This is a genomic window from Herbaspirillum lusitanum, from assembly GCF_026127345.1.
In the GTDB taxonomy this organism is placed as follows: Bacteria; Pseudomonadota; Gammaproteobacteria; order Burkholderiales; family Burkholderiaceae_D; genus Herbaspirillum; species Herbaspirillum lusitanum.
In genome coordinates, this window is record NZ_QXFG01000008.1 from 286,603 (window position 1) to 309,138 (window position 22,536).

The window sequence follows — 22,536 nt, forward strand, 5'->3', positions numbered from 1 at the left end:
CTTCCCTCCGCCGACGGTATCGCAGACAATAGCGTTTTTGGTCTTTTGGCCGCGACGGTGGCCGCATCTATTTTCTATGCAGCAAAATATCATCAATATCAAAGCCCTCGATATGGACGGGCGCGGCGTCGGTCATGTGGCGAACGAAGACGGCACCCAGGGCAAAGTGATTTTCGTCGAAGGCGCATTGCCCGGCGAGCAGGTCAGCTTCCAGTCTTACCGCAGGAAGCCGAAATGGGAGGCGGCCACCATGACCGCCTTGCATCGCGAATCATCCTTGCGCGTCAAGCCGCAATGCGATTACTTCGGTCTCTGCGGCGGCTGTGCCATGCAGCATCTGGAGCCGTCGGCGCAAGTCGCCATGAAACAGCGCGTGCTCGAAGACAATCTCTGGCATCTCAGCAAACTCAAGGCGGAAACCATGTTGCGACCGATTTACGGGCCGACCTGGGGCTACCGCTATCGCGCGCGGATCTCGGTCAAGAACGTGGTCAAGAAGGGCACCGTGCTGGTTGGTTTCCATGAAAAGAAATCGCCGTTCGTCAGCGACATGAAGACGTGCGAAATCCTGCCGCCGCATGTCTCGGCAATGCTGATGCCGCTGCGCGCGCTGATCGGTTCGCTGAGCATCATCGACCGCCTGCCGCAAATTGAACTGGCCATCGGCGAGGGTGACAACGGAGTAAAAACCACGGTCATGGTCTTGCGCGTGATGGAGCCGCCAAGCGCCGACGACGAGCTCAAGCTCAGGGCTTTTGCCGACGAGCACAAGGTCGAATGGTGGTTCCAGCCGAAAGGTCCGGACACGGCGCATCCCTTCTATCCAACGCAATCGAGCCTGCATTACACGCTGCCGGAATTCGGTATTCGCATGCCGTTCAAGCCCACCGATTTCACTCAGGTCAATCACCAGATCAACCGTGTACTGGTGGCCCGGGCCTTGCGCTTGCTCGATGTGCAGCCTGAGGATCGTGTCGCCGATTTATTTTGCGGTTTGGGCAATTTCACCTTGCCGATCGCCACATTGGCCACGGAAGTCGTCGGCATCGAAGGCAGCACGGCCCTGACCGAGCGCGCCGCCGAGAATGCGAAGGTCAATGGGATTGCCGGCAAAACTGCGTTCTATTGCCGCAATCTGTTTGAGGCGACGACGGAAGATTTCATTGCGCTCGGCAAATTCGATCGTATGCTGATCGACCCGCCACGCGAAGGTGCGCTGGAAGTGTGCAAGGCAATTGCCGGTCTGGGCGCGCAGCATGCCCATCTGAAGCCCAGGCGCATCGTCTATGTATCCTGCAACCCGGCTACGCTGGCGCGTGATGCCGGTGAACTGGTCAACCTGGGCGGTTACCGCCTGACGCTGGCCGGCGTGGTCAACATGTTCCCGCACACGGCGCATGTGGAATCGATGGCGGTGTTCGATTTGGCGGATTGAGTTGTTCCGGCGACGCCACGAAAAAAGCCGACCAGAAGGTCGGCTTTTTCTTTGAAGCAATGCGCAGCGGCGTCAGTCGCGGTTGCCGCCGACGATGCCCAGAATCGAGAGCAGGTTGACGAACACGTTGTAGACGTCCAGGTAGATCGCCAAGGTGGCCGAAATGTAGTTGGTTTCGCCGCCGTTGATGACTTGTTGCACGTCAAACAGGATGTAAGCCGAGAAAATCGCGATCGCCACCACCGAAATAGTCAATTGCAGCGCCGGCAGTTGCAGGAAGATATTGGCCAGCGAAGCGACGATGATCACGAGTACGCCGGCAAACAGCCATTTGCTCATGCCCGAGAAGTCGCGCTTGGATACTGTCGCGACCGTTGCCATGACCCCGAAAATCAGCGCGGTGCCGCCGAATGCAGTCATGATCAATTGGGCGCCATTGGAGAAGCCCAGCGTGTATTCGATCAAGCGCGACAGCATCAGGCCCATGAAGAAGGTGAAGCCGAGCAGGACGGCGACGCCCAAGCCGGAATTCTTGGTCTTTTCGATCGCGTAGAAGAAGCCGAAGGCCACGGCCATGAACACCACGAAACCGATCATCGGGCTACCGGCAAACAGGCTCAGATGCAATTGCACGCCCAGCCACGCGCCGAGCACGGTCGGGATCATCGACAATGCGAGCAGCCAGTAAGTATTGCGCAGCACGCGGTTGCGGGCCAAGGCGCCGGTATTCAGGTTTTCAAGTGTGTTTTGCGAGTAATTGTTCATTCGTCCTCCGGTAGCGTTAAATGCGAACAGAGCATAGCACGACGCTCACTGCATGAGACACCGCAGCAAGAGCGAAGTTCGTCCGCGGAAGTCGTTAAATTTTGTCAGTTTGCCATGCTTTATAGCGAATTAGACTGATAAATAGTCGTTTCATGGTAGAATTAAAGGTTGATTGAATTGTTAATTAACAGCTTTAACCCTTTCTTTTTATTGGAGTTTTTACACATGGCAATTGAACGCACCCTGTCGATTATCAAACCGGACGCAGTTGCGAAAAACGTGATCGGTCAGATTTATACCCGTTTCGAAAACGCCGGCCTGAAAATCATCGCTGCGCGCATGATTCACTTGTCGCGTGCCGAAGCAGAAGGTTTCTACGCGGTTCACCGCGAGCGTCCATTCTTCAAGGATCTGGTTGACTTCATGGTCTCCGGTCCTGTGATCGTGCAAGCCCTGGAAGGCGAAAACGCGATCCTGAAGCATCGCGACCTGATGGGCGCAACCGATCCGAAGAAGGCAGAAAAAGGCACGATCCGCGCCGATTTCGCTGATTCGATCGACGCCAACGCAGTGCACGGTTCCGACGCAGCAGAAACAGCCAAGGTTGAAATCTCATATTTCTTCCCGGCGCTGAATATCTACTCGCGTTAATTTGTAGCAAGTTGTCCTTGATGTTTAGTGGTCTATGCATCAAGGTTAACGAAAAGTGGTACATGTCATGACAACAGCTCTCACCAATCTGCTGGATCTGGATCCCGCGCAACTCGTCGCTTATTGTGGCGAGTTGGGTGAGAAGCCGTTTCGCGCCAAACAATTGCAGCGTTGGATTCATCAATACGGCGTTGCCGATTTTGCCGAGATGACCGATCTCGCCAAGTCGCTGCGTGAAAAGCTGTCGACGCGGGCCCATGTGACCGCTCCGGCCATCATCAGCGACCATACTTCCACCGACGGCACCCGCAAATGGCTGGTGGATGTCGGCAACGGCAATGCCGTTGAAACCGTATTCATTCCCGAAGAAAACCGCGGCACCCTGTGCATTTCGACTCAGGCCGGCTGCGCGGTCAATTGCCGTTTCTGCTCGACCGGCAAGCAAGGCTTCAACCGTAACCTGAGCGTCGGTGAAATCATCGGCCAGTTGTGGATGGCCGAGTTCGAGTTGCGCAAGACCAAGGGTGTCGAAGCCGGCCCCAAAGGCGAGCGCCAGATCACCAACGTGGTGATGATGGGCATGGGCGAGCCTTTGCTGAATTTTGAACCTACCGTTACCGCTTTGAAGCTGATGCTCGACGATAACGCGTACGGCTTGTCGCGCCGCCGTGTAACGCTGTCAACCAGTGGCGTGGTGCCGATGATCGACAAGTTGTCGCAGGAATGTGCGGTGGCGCTGGCGGTGTCGCTGCATGCGTCCAACGATACGCTGCGCGACGGTCTGATTCCGCTGAACAAGAAATATCCGCTGCAAGAGTTGATGGCGGCGTGCAAGCGCTACCTCGAGTTTGCGCCGCGCGATTTTGTGACGTTCGAATATTGCATGCTGGACGGCGTCAACGACAGCGATGCACATGCGCGCGAATTGGTGGCATTGGTGCAGGGTGGCGGCGACGCCAAGGCAGCGGTGCCATGCAAGTTCAACCTGATTCCGTTCAATCCTTTCCCCGAGTCAGGATTGAAGCGTTCCCACAATCCTCGCATCAAGGCGTTTGCCCAGATCCTGATGGATGCCGGCATCGTTACAACCATTCGCAAGACGCGCGGCGACGATATCGACGCCGCCTGCGGTCAGCTGGCGGGCGAGGTCAAGGATCGCACCCGCGTGCAGGAACGCATGCAGAAAATGACTGAATACCAGCAAAAATTCGGTAAGGACTTCGGCCGCATCGTGGAGATCACCGGGTGAGGAAACGCTGGCAGAACAGTGTCATTGTCCTGCTGCTGGCACCTGCTTTGCTGCTGACCGGATGCGTTTCCTCCAAAATGGACAAAACTGCCGCCGGCGACAGCATGCCGGTATCGTCGTCCCGCGTGAATGTTCAGGCTGACGCCCGGAAACGCGCCGATATTCGTTTGCAACTGGCGATCGGTTACTACGAACAGCGCCAGTTTGCCGTGACGCTTGAAGAGGCCGATCTGGCATTGCAGGCGGTTCCTGATTTTGCCGAAGCCTACGGCATGCGCGCGCTGGCGCTTATGGAAATGGGCCGCAGCAGGCAAGCCGAGGCTGATTTTCTCCAGGCACTGAGGCTTTCGCCCGGCAATCCGGATTTCGCCAATAACTACGGTTGGTTCCTTTGCAACAATAGCCGTGCGGCCGAAGCAATACCGTACTTCGAGGCGGCAGTCGCACAGCCGACCTACCTCTCGCCGGGCAAGGCGCTTGCCAATGCCGGCGCATGCAGCCTGAAGTCGCAGAACGCCGCGGCGGCAGAACGGTATTTTGCGCGGGCATTCCAGTATGAGCCGGCCAGTCTGGCCACCAATGTGAATCTGACCAGGATTTACTTTGATCGAAGTGAGTTCGAGCGTGCGCGCTTTCACATCGGTCTGGCGGCAAAAAATGATGTCTTGAATGTCGATGCACTATGGCTAGCCATCAAGATTGAACGTAAACTAGGCAATCAATCAGCCGAAAATGAACTGGCGGCGCAATTGCGCCGTCGCTATCCGTCTTCGTCAGAATACGCGGCTTATCAACGTGGAGCATTTGATGAGTGATCAGCAGGGAAATGAAGCGCCAATCTCCGGTTTCGAATCGGGGACAGAAGAGGTAAGGCAAGTGGCATTACCCGGAGCGCTATTGGCAGCGCAACGTCAGGCCAAGGGATGGTCTGTGGAGCACGCCGCGAGTCAGTTGAAATTCGCCACGCGTCAGGTGATCGCGCTGGAGGGGGACAATTATGCCGCGTTGCCGGGCCCGGTCATCGTGCGCGGTTTTGTGCGCGCCTATGCCAAGTTGCTGGGGCTGGATGCCAACGCGCTGGTGGCATTGTTGCCGCAGGACGGTCTTGTACAAACCGGGCAGATAACGCCACAGCGCACGCTGTCGACGCCGTTTTCGGAGTCGCCGCTGCCGTTGGGCAATCGCAGCAAGGTTTCGCCGGGTCTGGTAGTCGGCGGCGTACTGGTGGTATTGCTGGTCGGCGCTGCCGGCGTGATCCATCGCACCGATGCATTCAACGACGTGCCGCAACTGGCATGGTTGAAGCAGGGCGCCAGAACGGCCTCGGAAGAACCGGCTGCAGCGCCGGTGCAAGCCGATGTCCAGCAGGATTTGCCGCCTGAAGTACAGGATGGTTCCGACAAGAGCAAGCTCGAAAAGGTCGAGTCGGCCGTGACGAGTGCTGCCAGCTCCGCCAGTTCGGCGATTACCAATGTTTCCGAGCGCGTAGCCAGCGCGGTGGCGCCGAGCGCGCCGCAGCCGGCTGCGGCGAAGACCCCGGCACCAACAGCTGAGCCTGCGCAGCCGAAAGTCGCGGCAGCGCCGGTGAACCCGGGCTCGCCCGTGACCGGCAGCCTGAACATCAGCAACAGCAAGGATTTGCTGCGCCTCACCTTCCGCGAGGATTCGTGGGTGGAAATCCGTCGTGGCGACAAGTCGACCATGATTTCGCGCTTGCTCAAGGCCGGCACTACCGAATCGTTCGACATTAATGAACCGGTCACGCTGGTGGTCGGCAATGCGGCCGGGGTCGACGCCAGCCTGCGCGGTTCCAGGCTGGATCTGGAAACCGGCAGCAGCAGCAACGTGGCTCGTCTGAGCCTGAAATGAATTTGAAGAATTTGAAATAAAGCACGTATGTCATCTTCGCCTTTCCCGATCGCATCCGGCCCGTTGGGTCGCCGTCAAAGCCGTCGCGCCGTCATCCGGTACGGCGAACGCGAAGTGGCGGTCGGCGGCGGTGCGCCGGTCATGGTGCAATCCATGACCAATACGGATACCGCCGACGCCATCGGTACGGCGATCCAGATCAAGGATCTGGCGCGCGCCGGCTCGGAAGTCGTGCGCATCACCGTCAATTCGCCGGAAGCGGCTGCGGCGGTGCCGGCGATCCGTGAGCAACTCGATCGCATGGGCGTGGACGTGCCGCTTGTGGGCGACTTCCATTACAACGGCCATACGCTGCTCAATGATTATCCCGACTGCGCCAAGGCGTTGTCGAAGTACCGTATCAACCCCGGCAACGTCGGCAAGGGCGCCAAGCGCGACAGTCAATTCGCCCAGATGATCGAAGCGGCTTGCCGCTACGACAAGCCGGTGCGCATTGGCGTCAACTGGGGCAGCCTGGATCAGGCCCTGTTGGCGCGCATCATGGACGAAAACGCCGGACGCGCGGAACCATGGCCGGCGCAGGCCGTGATGTACGAAGCGCTGGTGACGTCGGCCATTGAGAACGCCCAGCGCGCAGAAGAATTGGGCCTGGCCGGCGACAGGATCATCCTGTCGTGCAAGGTATCGGGCGTACAGGATCTGATCGCCGTGTATCGCGAACTGGCGCGTCGTTGCGACTATCCGCTGCATCTTGGTCTGACCGAAGCCGGCATGGGCAGCAAGGGCATCGTCGCCTCGACGGCGGCCCTGTCGGTGCTGCTGCAGGAAGGCATCGGCGACACCATCCGCATTTCGCTGACGCCGGAGCCGGGCGGCGATCGTACCCGCGAAGTCATCGTCGGCCAGGAAATCCTGCAGACCATGGGCTTGCGCAAGTTCACGCCGATGGTAATAGCCTGTCCGGGCTGCGGCCGCACGACGTCAACCGTATTCCAGGATTTGGCGGACAAGATTCAGACTTACCTGCGCGAGCAGATGCCGCAATGGAAGGGCGTGTATCCCGGCGTCGAAAGCATGAACGTCGCCGTCATGGGCTGCATCGTCAACGGTCCGGGCGAATCCAAGCACGCGAACATCGGCATCAGCCTGCCGGGCACCGGCGAATCGCCTGCCGCACCGGTATTCATTGACGGTGAAAAGCGCATGACCTTGCGCGGCGAGCGCATCGCCGAAGAATTCCAAACCATTGTGCTGGATTACGTGCAAACGCATTACGGCAAGCAAACCGCGGTCTGAGCCGCGGCCGCAACTCCGCCCGGACAGGCCGCTACCGGCTGGCCTGTGACTGAACAAACCTGAAGATCATTAGCATGTCTGAAAACAAGAAAATCGAAAAAATCGTCGGCGTCAAAGGAATGAACGACATCCTGCCGGCCGACGCGCCGCTGTGGGAACTGTTCGAGAACACCGTGCATTCGGTGCTCAAGAGCTACGGCTTCCAGCAGATCCGTACGCCGATCGTCGAGCCGACCGCTTTGTTTTCGCGCGGCCTGGGCGAAGTCACCGACATCGTCGAGAAGGAAATGTATTCCTTCACCGATTCCATGAATGGCGACAACCTGACGCTGCGTCCGGAAAGCACCGCCAGCGTGGTGCGAGCGGCGCTCGAACATAATCTTACCTATGATGGCCCGAAGCGCCTCTGGTACGCGGGTCCGATGTTCCGTCACGAGCGTCCGCAGCGCGGCCGCTATCGCCAGTTCCATCAGGTTGGCGCGGAAGCGCTCGGTTTCACCGGCCCGGACATCGACGCCGAGCTGATCATGATGTGCCAGCGCCTGTGGGACGATCTCGGTCTGGAAGACATCCGCTTGGAACTGAATTCCATCGGCGACGCTCAAGAGCGCAGCAAGCATCGCGCCGACCTGATCGCCTATTTCGAGCAGCACAAGGAGTTGCTCGATGCCGATGCTCAGCGTCGCCTGCATTCGAATCCGCTGCGCATCCTCGACACCAAGAATCCGACCATGCAAGACATGGTCAACGGCGCGCCCAAGCTGCTCGATTATCTCGGTGAAGAATCGCGCGCCCATTTCGAAGGCGTGCAAAAGATCCTGAACCACAACAACATCCCGTTCACCATCAATCCGCGCCTGGTGCGCGGCATGGACTATTACAATCGCACGGTATTCGAGTGGGTCACCGATCAGCTCGGTTCGCAAGGTACGGTGTGCGGCGGCGGACGTTACGATCCGCTGATCGAAATGTTCGGCGGCAAGCCGACGCCGGCCTGTGGTTTCGCCATGGGCGTGGAGCGCCTGCTGGAACTGATGAAGGCAAGCGGTGAGCAATATGCGCCGAACCAATGCGACGTCTACATGGTCCACCAGGGCGATGAAGCGCAACTGCAATCCTTTGTGCTGGCGGAAAGATTACGCGGTGCCGGGCTGGATGTTGTGCTACATTGCGCATCGGCGAGCGCGGGCGGCAGCTTCAAGTCGCAGATGAAGAAGGCCGACGCCAGCGGCGCGGCGTTTGCAGTCATCCTCGGCGAAGACGAAGTCAAGAACGCGACGGCCACCGTCAAGACCTTGCGAGCAACCGAGGGCGAGAGCAATCAGGTCACGATTCCTTTCGACGGCGTCACCGACTATGTCGTGGAGCAAATCGTGGGCGACCATGATCATGGTCACGATCATGACCACGTGCATTACCACCCTTAATTTCTGAACCACTTTTAGACTTATTTCATGGCATACGATCTCGAAGAACAAGAACAGCTTGCTTCCATCAAGGCTTGGTGGAGCAAGTACGGCAATCTTCTGACCTGGGTGTTGATCGTCGCGCTGGCTGCCTACGGTGCCTGGAGCGGCTGGAATTTGTATCAGCGCAAGCAGTCGCAGCAAGCCTCCCAGCTCTATGAAGAGCAGCAGAAGGCGGCGGAAGCCAAAGACAACGCCAAAGTGCTGCGCGCAGCGACCGACATGCAGGACAAGTTCAGCGGCACCGCTTACGCGCAGATGAGTGCGCTGGTCGCCGCCAAGACAGCTTTCAGCGCGAACGATACCGAGACCGCCAAGAAGCAATTGCAATGGGTCATCGACCATGGCCGCGACGCCGAGTACAAGGCGATTGCGTCGATTCGCTTGGCGGGCCTGTTGCTGGATGCCAAAGCCTATGATGACGCCCTCAAGCTGCTGGCCGGTGATTTCCCTGCGCAGTTTGCCGGCGCCGTTGCCGATCGCAAGGGCGATATTCTGGTGGCGCAGGACAAGCGCGATGAAGCGCGCACCGCTTACCAACTGGCGCTGGACAAGACCGATGAGCGCAATCCGGGCCGTCAGCTGATCCAATTGAAGCTCGACGCCATCGGCGGCACGCCGGCAAAGGCTGCGGCCTGAGCATCGCCATAACAACACTCCAACATCGTGAAATCCGGTAAGAGGAAAAACCATATGCGTCGTGAGTCACAAGTTGTATCCAAGCGTACCGCTGCCCTGGCGATCAAACTGAGCGCGCTGGCTACCGTAGCCTTGTTGTCGGGATGTTCGTTGTTTTCGAGCAAGAAAGAAGTCAATCCGCCTGCAGCGCTGGTTGAATTCAAGCAAACACTGCGTACGCAAACCGTCTGGACTGCCTCCGTCGGCAAAGCCGGCGTCTTCCAGTTCAGCCCGGTCTTCGCGGGCGGCAGCGTGTTCGCGGCCGGTGCAGACGGCGCCGTGGTGCGCCTGAATGCATCCAACGGGCAGACTGTGTGGCGCGTCAACGCCGGTTCTTCATTGACGGCCGGTGTCGGCAGCGACGGCAACGTGGTTGCCGTGGTGGGCGAGAAGGGCGTCGTGCAAGCCTTCGACGGCAATGGCAAGTCGCTCTGGAAAGCCCAGGCGCCCAGCGAAGTCCTGTCCGCTCCGGTGGTAGGTTCGGGGTTGGTGCTGGTGCGCAGCATCGATAACCGCGTTACCGCATTTGACGCCGAAAACGGCACACGTCGCTGGACCGTACTGCGTCCTTTGCCGGCGCTGACCCTGCGCACTGCGCCGGGCATCGTACTCGATTCGCAAACGGCCTACGTCGCCTTGCCGGGCGGCCGCTTGTCGGCATTGGCGCTGAACAACGGCGGTCCGCGCTGGGAAGTTGCCGTCGGCGATCCGAAGGGCACCACCGAACTTGAACGTATTGCCGACGTATCCGGCGTGCCGGGCTTGGGCGTACGCGATGTCTGCGCCGTGGCTTATCAAGGTCGTATCGGCTGCTTCGATGTTGCCAACGGCAACGTGCGCTGGGCCAAGGATTTTTCCAGCGAATCCGGCTTGACGCTGGATGACCGTTTCGTGTTTTCGGCCGATGACAAGGGCGGCGTGACGGAATTCGCCCGCGACACCGGCACCGCGCTGTGGCGCAACGCCAAGCTGGCCTATCGCCGCCTGTCGCCGCCGATAGCAGTTGGCAAAGCGGTCGCAGTAGGCGATTATCAGGGTTATATCCATTTCCTGTCGCGCGATGACGGTGCGTTCGTCGCCCGCACAAGCACTGACGGTAGCCCGATTCAGGTGACGCCGATTGCCGCTGGGCAAGCCGTCGTTTTTCAAACTCAAGCAGGAACAGTCGTCGCCTTGGCGGCAGAATAAAATTTAATGAAGCCGGTTATTGCACTTGTTGGTCGTCCCAATGTCGGTAAGTCGACATTGTTTAATCGGCTCACCCGTTCACGTGATGCGCTGGTCGCAGACTTGCCCGGACTGACCCGGGATCGTCACTACGGCGAAGGCCGGGTCGGCGAGCGCCCCTTTTTGGTGATTGATACCGGCGGTTTCGAGCCGGTGGCCAAAGAAGGCATCATGTTTGAAATGGCCAAACAGACCAAGCAGGCGGTGGTCGAGGCCGATGTCGTGATATTCATTGTCGATGGTCGTCAGGGCCTCACGCCGCACGACAAAACCATTACCGATTTCCTGCGCAAATCGGGCCGTTCGGTCATGCTGGTGGTCAACAAGGCCGAAGGCATGAAGTACACGTCCGTGACCGCCGACTTCTATGAGCTGGGCCTGGGCGATCCGTATGTGATCTCCGCTGCGCATGGCGACGGCGTCGCCGACCTGGTGGATGAAGCATTGGATATCGCGCTGGCGCAACGCCCTGATCTCGGCGAAGAAGTCGATACCGCGCGCGGCATCAAGATCGCCATCGTCGGCCGTCCGAATGTAGGCAAGTCGACACTGGTCAATACCTTGCTCGGCGAAGAACGCGTCATCGCTTTCGACATGCCGGGCACGACGCGCGACTCGATTGAAATTCCATTCGAGCGCGACGGCAAGCAATACACGCTGATCGATACTGCGGGTATCCGTCGTCGCGGCAAGGTGTTCGAAGCGATCGAGAAATTCTCGGTGGTGAAGACGCTGCAGTCGATTTCGGAAACCAATGTGGTCCTGTTGCTGCTCGACGCTCAACAGGACATTTCGGAGCAGGACGCGCATATTGCCGGCTTCGTGCTGGAGTCCGGCCGTGCGCTGGTGGTGGGCGTCAACAAGTGGGATGGACTGCAAAGCGATCGCCGCGACGAGATCAAGATGGATCTGGAGCGCAAGCTCAGTTTCCTGTCGTTTGCCAAGTTCCATTTCATCTCCGCGCTGAAGTCGACCGGTATCGGCCCGGTCATGAAATCAATCGACTCGGCCTATGCCGCAGCGATGTCCAATCTGACCACGCCGAAGCTCACGCGGGCGCTGATCGAAGCGGTCGAACATCAACAGCCGCGCCGCAAAGGCTCGATCCGACCCAAATTGCGCTACGCCCACCAGGGCGGCATGAATCCTCCGATCGTGGTGATCCACGGCAACGCCCTTGAAGGCGTGGATGACAGCTACAAACGTTATCTCGAGAAGCATTTTCGTGAAACTTTCTCGTTGGTTGGCACTCCACTCCGTATCGAGTTCCGCTCGAGCAAGAATCCTTTCGCACGCCCAGATAAATAATCTCGAATCTTGGCGGTCGGTAGGAAATCGTTTACATTCATAACGCATAGATTGGTAAAGCACTTGAAATTTTGTCAGGTGCCTCCAAATCCTAATCACAACAACACAGTGGAGCTGCCATGAGCAACAAAGGGCAATTGTTACAAGACCCATTTCTTAATGCCTTAAGAAAAGAACACGTCCCCGTCTCGATCTATCTGGTCAACGGGATCAAACTGCAAGGCCATGTTGAGTCGTTCGATCAATATGTCGTCCTGCTGCGCAATACCGTCACGCAAATGGTATACAAGCACGCCATTTCTACCGTCGTACCAGCCCGTGCCGTGAACCTGAGCCTCGATTCGGCAGAAGCGGAATAATGGTTTATCCAGCCGGCGCCACGCCGTGTGCATACTGATATGCGTGCCGCGCTAGTCGGCCTGGATTTCGGCAAAAGCGATTTTGCCGCAAGTCTGGATGAATTATTCCTGCTGGCCAAGTCCGCTGGCGCAGAGCCTGTTACCACCGTAACCGGCAAGCGCGCCAGTCCGGACGCCGCGCTGTTTGTCGGTTCCGGCAAGGCGCAGGAGATTGCGGATGCAGTAGCCGATCTGCAACTGGACATCGTTATCTTCAATCATGCCTTATCGCCTGCGCAACAGCGCAATCTCGAACGGGTACTGAAAACGCGGGTGCTTGATCGCACCAGCCTGATCCTCGATATTTTCGCCCAACGCGCCAAGAGCCATGAAGGCAAGGTGCAGGTTGAGCTCGCCCAGTTGCAGCATCTGGCGACGCGCCTGATCCGTGGCTGGACTCACCTGGAACGGCAAAAGGGCGGTATCGGCTTGCGCGGTCCCGGCGAAACCCAGCTCGAAACCGACCGTCGACTGCTCGGCGATCGCGTCAAGGCCTTGCGTGCCCAACTGGCCAAGCTGCATCGTCAGCATGCCACGCAACGACGCGCACGCGGCCGCAACGACACGTTCTCGGTGTCGCTGGTCGGTTACACCAACGCGGGCAAATCCACGGTGTTCAACGCCATGGCCAAGGCCGGCGTATATGCCGCCAACCAGCTGTTCGCGACGCTAGACACGACGTCGCGCCGGGTATATCTGGGCGAGGTCGGCCACGTTGTCATTTCAGACACGGTCGGGTTCATCCGCGAGTTGCCTCACCAACTGGTGGCGGCATTTCGCGCCACGCTCGAAGAGACCATCCACGCCGATCTGCTGCTGCATGTTGTCGATGCGGCAAGCCCGGTGCGGATGGAACAAATCGAGCAGGTGAATCTGGTTCTCAAGGAGATCGGCGCGGATCATATTCCCCAGATTCTGGTCTGGAACAAGATCGATGCCGCCGACCTGGAGCCGGCAATTGAGCATGATGAGTATGGTAGAATCCACCGGGTTTTTGTCAGTGCGAAAACTGGCGCCGGCCTGGATTTGTTGCGGCAGGCAATTGCCGACTCACTCAGGTCGTCGATCGAGGTGCGCAGGGGCGCCCGATCACAGACTTTCGATTCTCAAGATGCGCACAATGTGTACGATGTACACGATACGCAAGCGCATTAATCTGTTGGCTTGAACCGCCACAGCTGGTCGTCCGGGCGGTTCTCGAAGTTGGCGGGCATTCCCTCTTTTGATTTTTTCAATTACTAAGCCGGATCGCAACGCATGCTCGTTTCTCTATTCAAAAAACTCGGTATAAAGTTTTCGTTGAACGACCCTCAATGGGGGCGCGGTTCACAAGACGACAACAACCGTCAAAATCAGAACAACGGCAATAACGGCAAGAAGCCGGACGACGGTCCTCCCGACCTCGATCAGCTGTGGCGCGATTTCAACCAGCGCCTGAGCCGGCTGTTCGGCAAACGCGGTGGCGGCGGTTCCGATAACGGTGACGGCGGCGGCTTTAATCGCGGCGACATCAAGGGCGCCGGCATTGGCGCCGGCGTGATTGCCGTCATCGTCGCGTTCCTGTGGCTGGCCAGCGGCTTCTTCATTGTTCAGGAAGGCCAGACCGCGGTCGTCATGACCTTCGGCAAATACAGTCACACCACGTTGCCCGGTTTTAACTGGCGCTGGCCTTATCCGCTGCAAAGCCACGAGATCGTGAACGTCTCGCAGGTACGTACGGCGGAAATCGGCTATCGCAGCAACGCCAAGAACAAGCAATTGAAGGAAGCGCTGATGCTGACTGACGATGAAAACATCATCGACATCCAGTTCGCCGTGCAATACAAGCTCAAGAACGCCGCAGAATGGCTGTTCAACAATCGTGACCAGGACGAAACCGTGCGCCAGGTCGCCGAGACCGCAATCCGCGAAATCGTCGGCCGCAGCAAGATGGACTTCGTGTTGTACGAAGGCCGTGAAAAGGTGGCGCTCGACGTCGGCCAGTTGATGCAGCAAATCCTCGATCGCTACAAATCGGGCGTGCAGATCACCAACGTCACCATGCAAGGCGTGCAACCGCCCGAACAGGTACAGGCGGCATTTGACGATGCCGTCAAGGCAGGGCAGGATCGCGAGCGCCAGAAGAATGAAGGCCAGGCTTATGCCAACGATGTGATTCCGAAGGCCAGCGGCGCTGCTTCGCGTCTGCTGGAAGAAGCCGAAGCCTACCGTTCGCGCATCGTCGCCAACGCCGAAGGCGATGCCGCGCGCTTCAAGCAGGTGCTCGAGGAATACCAAAAAGCGCCGGCCGTGACGCGTGACCGCATGTATCTGGAAACCATGCAGCAGATCTTCTCCAACACGACCAAGGTCATGGTGGACGCCAAGAGCGGCAACAACCTGCTGTATCTGCCGCTGGACAAGCTGATCCAGCAATCCGACAACGCCGCCGCTGCCGCGAAGCCTGCGACTGCGCCTGCAGGATCATCCACGGCCTCGCCAACACTTCCAGGAACAGATCCAGTGTATTCAACTGATGTCCAACGTGATTCCCGCAACCGGGATGCGCGTGATTCCCGCGATCGGGAGGTACGCTAATGAGCCGCCTGATTACCAGCATCATCGCCGCCGTCATCGCCATCTGGCTGGTGTCGACCACCATCTTCGTCGTTGAACAGCGCCAGTCGGCCATCGTTTTCGCCCTCGGCGAAGTCAAGCAGGTGGTGACGGAGCCGGGCCTGCACTTCAAGCTGCCGCCGCCGTTCCAGAACGTCATCTACATCGACAAGCGCATCCAGACCCTGGATACGCCTGACGCCGATCGTTTCATCACGGCCGAAAAGAAAAACGTCCTGGTGGACTCCTTCGTCAAATGGCGCATTGTCGATCCGCGTCTGTATTTCATCAGCTTCGGCGGCGATGAGCGTCGTGCGCAAGATCGTCTGTCGCAAATCGTCAAGGCTGCGCTGAACGAAGAAATCACCAAGCGCACCGTGCGCGAAGTGATCTCCGGTGAACGCGGCAAGGTGATGGACGCGATCCAGCGCAAGGTTGCCACGGAAGCCAAGCAGATCGGCGCCGAGATCATCGATGTGCGTCTGCGCCGGGTCGACTATGTCGACCAGATCAACAATTCGGTGTACGACCGCATGAAGTCCGAACGCGCCCGCGTTGCCAACGAATTGCGTTCCACCGGCGCCGCCGAGTCGGAAAAGATCCGCGCCGACGCCGATCGTCAGCGTGTGGTGCTTCTGGCCGAAGCCTATCGCGATGCGGAAAAGATCCGCGGCGCGGGTGACGCCAAGGCTTCCCAGGTCTACGCCCAGGCATTCGGACAGAATCCCGAGTTCTTCAAGTTCTATCGCAGCCTCGAGGCTTATCGCGCCAGCTTCAAGAACCGTCACGACCTGATGGTGGTGGACCCCAACTCCGAGTTCTTCAAGTATTTCAAGGGCGTCGGAAGCGCGAGCGCCAAGAAATAAGCCACGACCCGATCGTGGTATACAATATCGGGTTGCGCGAACAGAAAATGGATGCCGCCGACACGGGGCGTCCTCTGTTTTGTTGACTTGAATTGTTGTCTGCTGTTTCTATCGCTGTTTCTAACGTTTCTTTTCGTTTCTTTCGAGTATTTGTTTCCCCAGCATTGATGTGATGTGCTTCAGGCATACGCTTCTTCGGACGCGTGTGCCTTGCCGCGTGTGGTGGGGTTTGCCCGGTTTCGCCCGAGTTTTTCCTGTGCATGCCGGGGTTTGTTTCAGATATATTTTTTGATTGAATTGTTTTATGCCGAACTGGCTTCTTCCTGAAAATATCGCCGACGTCCTGCCGTCAGAAGCGCGCAAGATTGAAGAGCTGCGTCGCCGCATGCTCGACAATTTCCGCCTGTACGGCTACGAAATGGTCATGCCGCCGTTGCTCGAATATCTTGAGTCGTTGCTGACCGGCGCCGGTCAGGACACCGACCTGCGCACCTTCAAGCTGGTTGATCAGCTGTCGGGACGCACGCTGGGGATTCGTGCCGACATGACCACGCAAGTCGCGCGCATCGACGCGCATTTGCTCAACCGTGATTCCGTCACGCGCCTGTGCTACGCGGGCAGCGTGTTGCATACCCGTCCCTCGGGCCTGCATGCCACGCGCGAACCCTTGCAGATCGGCGCCGAAATCTACGGCCACGCCGGCCTCGAAGCCGACGCCGAAATCCAGGAACTGGCGCTGGCCTCATTGGCGCTGGCCGGCATCGGCAAGGTGCGGCTGGACTTGTGCCACGTCGGCGTGCTGCGCGCCATCATCGCCAACGACGAGAAGGCGGCGAAGCAGGCAGCGCAACTGTTCGGCCTGCTGGAAGCCAAGGACATCCCCGGTCTGCACATACTGACCAACGATTATCTGCCGGCCACGCGTGACGCTTTGCTGGCATTGCCGGGGCTGTACGGCGACATCGAAGTGATCGCACGTGCACGCAAGGCCTTGCCGGCGCTGCCGGGCATTGCCCAGGCGCTCGACGAACTGCAAGCGCTGGCGCAACTGGCCGGCGAAGCCAACGTCACCATCGACCTGGCCGACCTGCGCGGTTACCACTATCACAGCGGCGTGATGTTCGCGGCTTACGTGCCCGGCTTGCCCAACGCGGTGGTGCGCGGCGGCCGTTACGATCATGTCGGCGAAGCATTTGGACGCGCCCGCCCGGCCACCGGTTTTTCCATGGATTTGCGTGAACTGGCTCGCCTGATGCCGGGCGCGGAAAGAAAGCCTGCAATTCGGGCGCCATGGGGTACCGAGGCAGGTTTGCGTGAGAAAATAGCGGAATTGCGCCGCGCCGGGGAAATCGTGATTCAAAGTCTCCCGGGACACGAGAACGACCAGGACGAATTCGACTGCGACCGCGCAGTGGAACTCAGCAATGGAAATTGGATTATCAAAAATTTGGGTTAAGCCATGTTACAGAAAAGCAATGCAAAGAATGTCGTCGTCATCGGTACGCAGTGGGGCGATGAAGGTAAAGGTAAGATCGTCGATTGGCTGACCGATCACGCCCAGGGCGTGGTGCGTTTCCAAGGCGGCCACAACGCCGGCCATACGCTGGTCATCGGCGGCAAGAAGACTGCTCTGCAATTGATTCCGTCCGGCATCATGCGTGCCGGCGTGGCTTGCTATATCGGCAATGGCGTCGTCCTGTCCGTGCCTGATCTGCTGCGTGAAATCGACAAGCTGGAAGCTGCCGGCGTCGAAGTCGCGTCGCGCCTGAAAGTATCCGAAGCCTGTCCGCTGATCCTGCCTTATCACGTGGCGCTGGACGTGGCGCGTGAAGCCGCCCGCGGCGCCGCCAAGATCGGCACGACCGGCAAGGGCATCGGCCCCGCCTACGAAGACAAGGTTGCCCGTCGCGCCATCCGCGTGGCCGATCTGCTCAACGAAAAGCGCTTCGCTGAGAAGCTGCTGGAAAACCTGGACTACCATAACTTCGTCCTGACTCAATACCTGAAGACCCAGCCGGTCGATTTCCAGAAGACGCTGGACGATGCGTTGGCCAATGTGCCGCGCCTGAAGCCGATGGTCGCCGACGTTTCCAACGACCTGCATATCGCCAACCAGAACGGTTCCAACCTGCTGTTCGAAGGCGCGCAAGGCAGCCTGCTGGACGTTGACCACGGCACTTATCCGTTCGTCACCTCGAGCAACTGCGTGGCCGGCAACGCTGCCGCCGGCGCCGGTGTCGGTCCCGACATGCTGCACTATGTCATGGGCATCACCAAGGCCTACACCACACGCGTCGGTTCGGGCCCGTTCCCGGCCGAATTGCCGACCGATGCAGGCGTCGGCAAGCATCTGGCTTCCGTCGGTCACGAATTCGGCACCGTCACCGGCCGTGCGCGCCGCTGCGGCTGGTTCGACGCTGCGCTGCTGAAGCGTTCGGTGCAGATCAACGGCGTGTCCGGCATGTGCCTGACCAAGCTGGACGTGCTGGACGGCCTCGAGTCGCTCAAGCTGTGCACCGGTTATACACTCAACGGCAAGACCGTCGACATCTTCCCGGTCGGCGCTGAAGAAGCCGCTGCCTGCGTGCCGATCTACGAAGAAATGCCGGGCTGGAAAGAGTCGACCGTCGGCGTACAATCGCTGGACGGCTTGCCGAAGAACGCGCGCGCTTACATCGAACGTATCCAGGAACTGGTCGGCGTGCCCATCGACATGATTTCTACCGGTCCGGATCGCGAAGAAACCATCGTCCTGCGTCATCCGTTCAAGTAATCCCGTAAAGCAATTTCGTACGACGAGTATCAATAATGAAAATATCCGACGACAAAGACCTGTGGGTCTCCTGGGATGACTACAACCGCAGCATCGAAAAGCTGGCCCTGAAGGTGTATGAATCGGGCTGGCAATTCGACCAGGTCCTGTGCCTGGCGCGCGGCGGCTTGCGACCCGGCGATGTGTTCTCGCGCATCTTCGACGTGCCGCTGGCGATCCTGTCGACCAGCTCCTACCGTGAAGCCGCGGGCACCATCCGCAGCAGCCTGGACATCGCCAAATACATCACCATCACCAAGGGCAGCCTGTCGGGCCGCGTTTTGCTGGTGGACGATCTGGTCGATTCCGGCGTAACGCTGCAAAAGGTCCAGCAGCACCTCAAGGAGCACTATCCGGCCGTGACCGAGATCAAATCGGCAGTGCTGTGGTGGAAGGCCTGCTCGATCGTCGAGCCGGACTATCACCTCGACTACCTGCCGACCAATCCATGGATCCACCAGCCGTTCGAAGACTACGACGGCCTTGGTCCGCATCAGTTGGCGGCATGGGTCAAGAAGGGCGAGACGAAGTAATTCGCCGTTCTGCGAGACCAAAAAAAGAGCTTACGCATTCACGTAAGCTCTTTTTTTATGTCCGCGATCCCGCATCGCCGCTGCCTCAGGGAATCACTTTGCGGCGACGGAAGTCGTCAAAGATCGCCATGAACATCGCCTCGGTCTCGACATACGCATGAAAGCCGAAGCGCCGCGCCTTGGAGCCGTCGCCGAACATGTCGTAGTCCCAGGAGAACACGAAGTCGCTGAACTCCCACGACGATAATTCCGCCAGATCGTGCCGGGCCAGGTCGTGCTTGTCGACGATGCGCTGCCACACCTCGGCCTTGTCCGCCATCACCGTAGTCAGCGACAGGGGCAAGGGCGGCGCTGCCTCGAGATCGAAATAGCGCGCAATCTTCGGCCACATTTCGCTCCAGCGGAACAGATCGCCGTTGCCGATGTTGAAGGCCTGGTTGCCGCAACGCGGATCGGTCGCCGCCCACACCGTGGCCTTGGCCAGCAGGCCCGCATCGGTCATTTCAACCAGCTTGTCATAGGCGCCCGGTTTGCCTGGAAAACGCAGCGGCAGGCCCAGTTCTTTCGACACTGACGCATACACCGCGATTGCCAGCGCCAGGTTCATCGGATTGCCCAACGCAAAGCCGCCGACCACCGCCGGGCGGATGCCCGACCAGGTCCAGGCCTTGCCTTGCTGGCGCTGCTCGAGATAAGTCTGCTGGTCGAACATGAATTCCGGCGGCATGAAATGCGCATCGGTTTCACGCGCCGGCGTCTTGAACGGACCGAGATGGCCGCCGTAGACCTTGTAGCCCTGCATCAGGCTGACGTGTTGCAGACGATCGGCGACCGGCTCGACGCTTTCCAGCGTATTGACCAGCATCGCCAGATTAGGCCCCACCAATTCGGCCCAGGTCGGGCGATGCTGGTAGGCGGCGTAAAAGATGTGGGTGACTTGTTGGAGGCCGCCCAGTTTGGCGCGGGCGTCGTCGCGGTCGAGCAGGTCGACCGCGACGTGCTGCACGCGCGCGTCGGACTGGCCGCCGCGGCGCGACAGGCCGACGATATTCCAGTCTTCAAGGCCGCGCAGATGATCGATCAGGTTGCGGCCGATGACGCCTTGGGCGCCGACTACCAATGCTACTTTTTGCGTGTTCATGATGATGGTTTCCCGGACAGGTTAAGGTCAAAGTGGCCTTAGCAAGCTTCGTTGGCGGCCTTCAGCGAAACCGCCGGAGCGGTTTTGCGATCCAGCTTCCAACTGATCAGCGCGACCACCAATCCGCCTGCGGTAATCAGTGCGGCGACCAGCGACACTGCGTGCAAGCCGGGACCGTGATCGATGGTGACGCCGCCCAGCCATGCACCGAGGGCATTGCCAAGATTGAAGGCGGCGATATTGACCGATGAGGCCAGGTTGGGCGCGCCGGTGGCTTTTTCCAGTACGCGCATTTGCAGCGGCGGCACGGTGGCGAAGGCCGCGGCGCCCAGCAAGCCGACCGTGATCACGGCGGCCAATTTGTAATGGCTGGTGAACGAGAACAGCACCAGTACGCCGGCCAGCAACACCAGGCTGATCACCAGCGTCGGCATCAGGTACTTGTCGGCGAACTTGCCGCCCAGCAGATTACCGCCCACCAGGCCGACGCCGAACAGCAGCAGGATCGGCGATACGGCGCCCGGTTGGAAGCCGGTGATGTCGGTCAGGATTGGCGCGATGTAGGTGAACGCCGCAAACACGCCGCCGAAGCCCAGCACTGTCATCAGCAGGCCCAGCAGCACTTGCGGACGACCCAGCACGCGCAGTTCGCTGCGGAAGTCGGCATCCTGCCGGTCATCCGAGCGCGGCACCAGATAGGCGGTTGCCAGCAAGGCCACCACGCCGATGGCGCTGACTGCCCAGAAGGTCGAGCGCCAGCCGTACATCTGGCCGAGCCAGGTGCCGAATGGCACGCCCAACACGTTGGCCACGGTCAGGCCGGTGAACATCAGGGCGATCGCGGAAGCCTGCTTTTCCTTCGGCACCAGGCCGGTGGCGACCACCGAACCGACGCCGAAGAAGGCACCATGCGAAAACGACGCGACGATGCGCGAAATCATCAGCGTGGTGTAATCCGGCGCGATTGCACAGCCGACGTTGCCGATGACGAACAGCACCATCAGGCTGACCAGCAAAGTCTTGCGCGGCAGCTTGCCGGTGGTGGCGGTGACCAGCGGCGCACCGACAAACACGCCCAGCGCGTAGCCGGTGACCAGCAAGCCGGCCGAAGACAGGGTCGTGCCCAGATTGGCGGCGACTTCGGGCAACAGGCCCATGATGACGAATTCGGTGGTTCCTATCGCAAATGCGCTGATGGCCAGCGCCCATAAAGCAATCGGCATGATGCAACTCCAGGTTGGTTTGACGTATCGCATTGTGACGGCTATCTTTGTTGAGAAAAATACCGTTAAAATCAAAAAATATTTGAATTGGAGTCAACAATGGCCATGCAGTCGGATGAAATGCGGATCTTTATCGCGGTGGTCGAGGCCGGCAGCCTGAGCGCCGCCGCCGAGGTGCTGGAGCAGACCACGTCGGGCGTCAGCCGGGCATTGACGCGGCTGGAGGAAAAACTCGGCACCAGCCTGCTGACGCGCACCACGCGGCGCATGGACCTGACCGAAGAAGGGCAGGTATTCCTGGAGCAGGCGCGCGAGATCGTTGCCGCCATGGAGCGCGCCGAAGAATCGATCCGCATCCGCAGCCAGAAGCCGGTCGGCAAGCTGCGTGTGGATGCCTCGGCGCCGTTCATGCTGCACTGTATCGTGCCGCACGTCGGCGCCTTCCGTGAGGCATATCCCGATATTGAACTGGACCTGACCACCAACGATCGCTTCATCGACCTGGTCGAGCAGCGTACCGACATCGCCATCCGTATCGGCGAGCTGCAGGATTCCACGCTGCATGCCAAACCGCTGACCTCGGCGCGGCTGCAACTGCTGGCCAGTCCGGAATACCTGCGCCGTCACGGCACGCCGAAGACGGTCAAGGAGCTCGACAAGCATCAGCTGATCGGCTTTACGCAGCCGGAAGGGCTCAACAACTGGCCGCTGCAGCATGAAGACGGCGACCGCTATCCGATCCGTCCGGCGCTGCGCGCCTCCAGCGGCGAGACCATCCGGCAACTGGCGCTGCACGGGCAAGGCATCGCTTGCCTGTCCAATTTCATGTCGGATGCCGATGTGAAGGAGGGACGTCTGGTTCGCTTGCTGGAAAAGTCGCACACGGCGTTCCGCCAGCAGATCCACGCTGTGTATTATCGGAATACCCGGATTTCGCGGCGGATCAGCTGCTTCCTCGATTTCTTGCAATGCAAGCTGTAATGCCTGTTTTGGAATAGAACCATTCGACGTGTCATTTGTCTTG

21 protein-coding genes are annotated in these 22,536 nt (G+C 59.3%); 18 read left to right on the forward strand and 3 right to left on the reverse strand.

Translation table 11 applies throughout. The annotated features are described in order from the left end of the window. Positions 1 to 76 precede the first annotated feature (76 nt). A complete protein-coding gene (rlmD, locus tag DXT88_RS09800; protein WP_265213047.1) occupies positions 77 to 1,435 on the forward strand; it encodes a 23S rRNA (uracil(1939)-C(5))-methyltransferase RlmD in 1,359 nt (452 codons plus the stop codon). Between the two features lie 72 nt (positions 1,436 to 1,507). On the opposite strand, the gene DXT88_RS09805 is transcribed toward rlmD, so the two are convergent. Then, complete coding sequence (locus tag DXT88_RS09805) at positions 1,508 to 2,200, reverse strand: Bax inhibitor-1/YccA family protein (RefSeq protein ID WP_016834971.1); 693 nt, start codon at positions 2,198 to 2,200, stop codon at positions 1,508 to 1,510. A 225-nt stretch (positions 2,201 to 2,425) separates the two neighbouring features. Here DXT88_RS09805 and ndk point away from each other — a divergent pair, with 225 nt between their 5' ends. The 16 genes from ndk (at position 2,426) to DXT88_RS09885 (ending at position 19,148) form a co-directional block, all read left to right on the forward strand. After that, positions 2,426 to 2,851 (forward strand): nucleoside-diphosphate kinase, encoded by a 426-nt coding sequence (ndk, locus tag DXT88_RS09810; protein ID WP_016834972.1) that lies wholly within the window; start codon positions 2,426 to 2,428, stop codon positions 2,849 to 2,851. A 67-nt stretch (positions 2,852 to 2,918) separates the two neighbouring features. Beyond that, positions 2,919 to 4,100: a 23S rRNA (adenine(2503)-C(2))-methyltransferase RlmN gene (gene rlmN, locus DXT88_RS09815; protein WP_265213050.1), complete on the forward strand. Its 1,182-nt coding sequence runs from the start codon at positions 2,919 to 2,921 to the stop codon at positions 4,098 to 4,100. Further along, a complete protein-coding gene (gene pilW / locus DXT88_RS09820; protein WP_265213051.1) occupies positions 4,097 to 4,915 on the forward strand; it encodes a type IV pilus biogenesis/stability protein PilW in 819 nt (272 codons plus the stop codon). Before rlmN ends, pilW begins: the two co-directional genes overlap by 4 nt. A gap of 82 nt (positions 4,916 to 4,997) precedes the next feature. Beyond that, on the forward strand, positions 4,998 to 5,969 hold the full coding sequence (locus tag DXT88_RS09825; protein WP_265213052.1) for a helix-turn-helix domain-containing protein: 972 nt from the start codon (positions 4,998 to 5,000) through the stop codon (positions 5,967 to 5,969). A 27-nt stretch (positions 5,970 to 5,996) separates the two neighbouring features. Then, on the forward strand, positions 5,997 to 7,265 hold the full coding sequence (ispG, locus tag DXT88_RS09830) for a flavodoxin-dependent (E)-4-hydroxy-3-methylbut-2-enyl-diphosphate synthase (RefSeq protein ID WP_265213053.1): 1,269 nt from the start codon (positions 5,997 to 5,999) through the stop codon (positions 7,263 to 7,265). 74 nt (positions 7,266 to 7,339) lie between these two features. Next, positions 7,340 to 8,692, forward strand: coding sequence for a histidine--tRNA ligase (gene hisS, locus DXT88_RS09835; RefSeq protein ID WP_265213054.1), 1,353 nt, complete (start codon positions 7,340 to 7,342; stop codon positions 8,690 to 8,692). Between the two features lie 27 nt (positions 8,693 to 8,719). Next, on the forward strand, positions 8,720 to 9,370 hold the full coding sequence (locus DXT88_RS09840; protein WP_016834979.1) for a YfgM family protein: 651 nt from the start codon (positions 8,720 to 8,722) through the stop codon (positions 9,368 to 9,370). A 54-nt stretch (positions 9,371 to 9,424) separates the two neighbouring features. Further along, the gene (gene bamB / locus DXT88_RS09845; RefSeq protein WP_016834980.1) at positions 9,425 to 10,597 is read left to right on the forward strand and encodes an outer membrane protein assembly factor BamB; all 1,173 of its coding nucleotides are present in this window, start codon (positions 9,425 to 9,427) and stop codon (positions 10,595 to 10,597) included. Between the two features lie 6 nt (positions 10,598 to 10,603). Beyond that, complete coding sequence (gene der, locus DXT88_RS09850; RefSeq protein WP_265213057.1) at positions 10,604 to 11,944, forward strand: ribosome biogenesis GTPase Der; 1,341 nt, start codon at positions 10,604 to 10,606, stop codon at positions 11,942 to 11,944. A 119-nt stretch (positions 11,945 to 12,063) separates the two neighbouring features. After that, positions 12,064 to 12,303, forward strand: coding sequence for an RNA chaperone Hfq (gene hfq, locus DXT88_RS09855; protein ID WP_034297704.1), 240 nt, complete (start codon positions 12,064 to 12,066; stop codon positions 12,301 to 12,303). 39 nt (positions 12,304 to 12,342) lie between these two features. Next, positions 12,343 to 13,497, forward strand: coding sequence for a GTPase HflX (gene hflX, locus DXT88_RS09860; protein ID WP_016834983.1), 1,155 nt, complete (start codon positions 12,343 to 12,345; stop codon positions 13,495 to 13,497). 102 nt (positions 13,498 to 13,599) lie between these two features. Beyond that, positions 13,600 to 14,919 (forward strand): FtsH protease activity modulator HflK, encoded by a 1,320-nt coding sequence (gene hflK / locus DXT88_RS09865; RefSeq protein ID WP_029363612.1) that lies wholly within the window; start codon positions 13,600 to 13,602, stop codon positions 14,917 to 14,919. Then, positions 14,919 to 15,803, forward strand: coding sequence for a protease modulator HflC (gene hflC / locus DXT88_RS09870; protein ID WP_016834985.1), 885 nt, complete (start codon positions 14,919 to 14,921; stop codon positions 15,801 to 15,803). Before hflK ends, hflC begins: the two co-directional genes overlap by 1 nt. Positions 15,804 to 16,107: 304 nt before the next feature. Further along, positions 16,108 to 17,259 carry an ATP phosphoribosyltransferase regulatory subunit gene (locus tag DXT88_RS09875; protein ID WP_265213060.1) on the forward strand — a complete coding sequence of 384 codons (1,152 nt, stop codon included), beginning with the start codon at positions 16,108 to 16,110 and terminating at the stop codon, positions 17,257 to 17,259. 3 nt (positions 17,260 to 17,262) lie between these two features. Beyond that, the gene (locus DXT88_RS09880; protein ID WP_016834989.1) at positions 17,263 to 18,576 is read left to right on the forward strand and encodes an adenylosuccinate synthase; all 1,314 of its coding nucleotides are present in this window, start codon (positions 17,263 to 17,265) and stop codon (positions 18,574 to 18,576) included. A 35-nt stretch (positions 18,577 to 18,611) separates the two neighbouring features. Further along, the gene (locus DXT88_RS09885; protein WP_016834990.1) at positions 18,612 to 19,148 is read left to right on the forward strand and encodes a phosphoribosyltransferase; all 537 of its coding nucleotides are present in this window, start codon (positions 18,612 to 18,614) and stop codon (positions 19,146 to 19,148) included. An 85-nt stretch (positions 19,149 to 19,233) separates the two neighbouring features. Here the strand turns inward: DXT88_RS09885 and DXT88_RS09890 are convergent, their stop codons facing one another. Together DXT88_RS09890 and DXT88_RS09895 are read right to left on the reverse strand one after the other, a co-directional pair. Further along, positions 19,234 to 20,289 (reverse strand): SDR family oxidoreductase, encoded by a 1,056-nt coding sequence (locus tag DXT88_RS09890; RefSeq protein ID WP_265213063.1) that lies wholly within the window; start codon positions 20,287 to 20,289, stop codon positions 19,234 to 19,236. Positions 20,290 to 20,327: 38 nt separating this feature from the next. After that, positions 20,328 to 21,512 (reverse strand): MFS transporter, encoded by a 1,185-nt coding sequence (locus DXT88_RS09895; protein ID WP_265213065.1) that lies wholly within the window; start codon positions 21,510 to 21,512, stop codon positions 20,328 to 20,330. Positions 21,513 to 21,611: 99 nt separating this feature from the next. Between DXT88_RS09895 and DXT88_RS09900 the strand changes: the two genes are divergently transcribed. Continuing rightward, positions 21,612 to 22,493 (forward strand): LysR family transcriptional regulator, encoded by an 882-nt coding sequence (locus DXT88_RS09900; RefSeq protein WP_265213067.1) that lies wholly within the window; start codon positions 21,612 to 21,614, stop codon positions 22,491 to 22,493. The last annotated feature ends 43 nt before the right edge of the window (positions 22,494 to 22,536 follow it).

Excerpts from the sequence above, each read along its gene's own strand:
- rlmD (WP_265213047.1), top strand. The coding sequence starts at position 77 with ATGCAGCAAAATATCATCAATATCAAAGCCCTCGATATGGACGGGCGC.
- DXT88_RS09805 (WP_016834971.1), bottom strand. The coding sequence starts at position 2,200 with ATGAACAATTACTCGCAAAACACACTTGAAAACCTGAATACCGGCGCC.
- ndk (WP_016834972.1), top strand. The coding sequence starts at position 2,426 with ATGGCAATTGAACGCACCCTGTCGATTATCAAACCGGACGCAGTTGCG.
- rlmN (WP_265213050.1), top strand. The coding sequence starts at position 2,919 with ATGACAACAGCTCTCACCAATCTGCTGGATCTGGATCCCGCGCAACTC.
- ispG (WP_265213053.1), top strand. The coding sequence starts at position 5,997 with ATGTCATCTTCGCCTTTCCCGATCGCATCCGGCCCGTTGGGTCGCCGT.
- hisS (WP_265213054.1), top strand. The coding sequence starts at position 7,340 with ATGTCTGAAAACAAGAAAATCGAAAAAATCGTCGGCGTCAAAGGAATG.
- DXT88_RS09840 (WP_016834979.1), top strand. The coding sequence starts at position 8,720 with ATGGCATACGATCTCGAAGAACAAGAACAGCTTGCTTCCATCAAGGCT.
- bamB (WP_016834980.1), top strand. The coding sequence starts at position 9,425 with ATGCGTCGTGAGTCACAAGTTGTATCCAAGCGTACCGCTGCCCTGGCG.
- der (WP_265213057.1), top strand. The coding sequence starts at position 10,604 with ATGAAGCCGGTTATTGCACTTGTTGGTCGTCCCAATGTCGGTAAGTCG.
- hfq (WP_034297704.1), top strand. The coding sequence starts at position 12,064 with ATGAGCAACAAAGGGCAATTGTTACAAGACCCATTTCTTAATGCCTTA.
- hflX (WP_016834983.1), top strand. The coding sequence starts at position 12,343 with ATGCGTGCCGCGCTAGTCGGCCTGGATTTCGGCAAAAGCGATTTTGCC.
- hflK (WP_029363612.1), top strand. The coding sequence starts at position 13,600 with ATGCTCGTTTCTCTATTCAAAAAACTCGGTATAAAGTTTTCGTTGAAC.
- hflC (WP_016834985.1), top strand. The coding sequence starts at position 14,919 with ATGAGCCGCCTGATTACCAGCATCATCGCCGCCGTCATCGCCATCTGG.
- DXT88_RS09875 (WP_265213060.1), top strand. The coding sequence starts at position 16,108 with ATGCCGAACTGGCTTCTTCCTGAAAATATCGCCGACGTCCTGCCGTCA.
- DXT88_RS09880 (WP_016834989.1), top strand. The coding sequence starts at position 17,263 with ATGTTACAGAAAAGCAATGCAAAGAATGTCGTCGTCATCGGTACGCAG.
- DXT88_RS09885 (WP_016834990.1), top strand. The coding sequence starts at position 18,612 with ATGAAAATATCCGACGACAAAGACCTGTGGGTCTCCTGGGATGACTAC.
- DXT88_RS09890 (WP_265213063.1), bottom strand. The coding sequence starts at position 20,289 with ATGAACACGCAAAAAGTAGCATTGGTAGTCGGCGCCCAAGGCGTCATC.
- DXT88_RS09895 (WP_265213065.1), bottom strand. The coding sequence starts at position 21,512 with ATGCCGATTGCTTTATGGGCGCTGGCCATCAGCGCATTTGCGATAGGA.
- DXT88_RS09900 (WP_265213067.1), top strand. The coding sequence starts at position 21,612 with ATGGCCATGCAGTCGGATGAAATGCGGATCTTTATCGCGGTGGTCGAG.